This is a genomic window from Bacillus sp. mrc49 (genome assembly GCF_002803435.1).
Genome location: NZ_PHNG01000046.1, coordinates 1 through 358, shown reverse-complemented (window position 1 = coordinate 358; position 358 = coordinate 1). Strand labels below are relative to the sequence as shown.

Below are 358 nucleotides of genomic sequence, written 5' to 3'. Positions count from 1 at the left end.
TTGCTTTTTGCATCACCAAGGTTCGCTTCCTCGGCAAGCTTTAACATCTCAAGAACTGTTACTCCTGAAAAGGGGGGAGGGGCCGTCCAAACGTCGTAACCTGCAAATGTTCCCTGAACCGGTTCCCGTTCCTTCACTTCATAGCGCTTTAAATCCATCAAGTCGACGTCTGTTTCTTTTTTTATATCCCGGGCGATTTCCCCTTTATAGAAACCATCAGGGCCTTCTTGTTGAATTCCCTTCAATGTATCGGAAAGCTTTTCCTGTCTTAGCGTCTCACCTGGTTCAAGAGCCTCGCCATCCGGGTAGAACAGTGAAGTTTCATCGGATGAAAGCCTTGGTTCGGCTTCGGCCAAGC

General features: G+C 48.3%; 1 protein-coding gene. It reads right to left on the bottom strand.

The genetic code is table 11. The features are described 5' to 3' along the window. Window positions 1-358: gamma-glutamyltransferase (locus CVN76_RS00395; RefSeq protein ID WP_198512390.1), on the bottom strand; the 358-nt coding region annotated here is incomplete at both ends.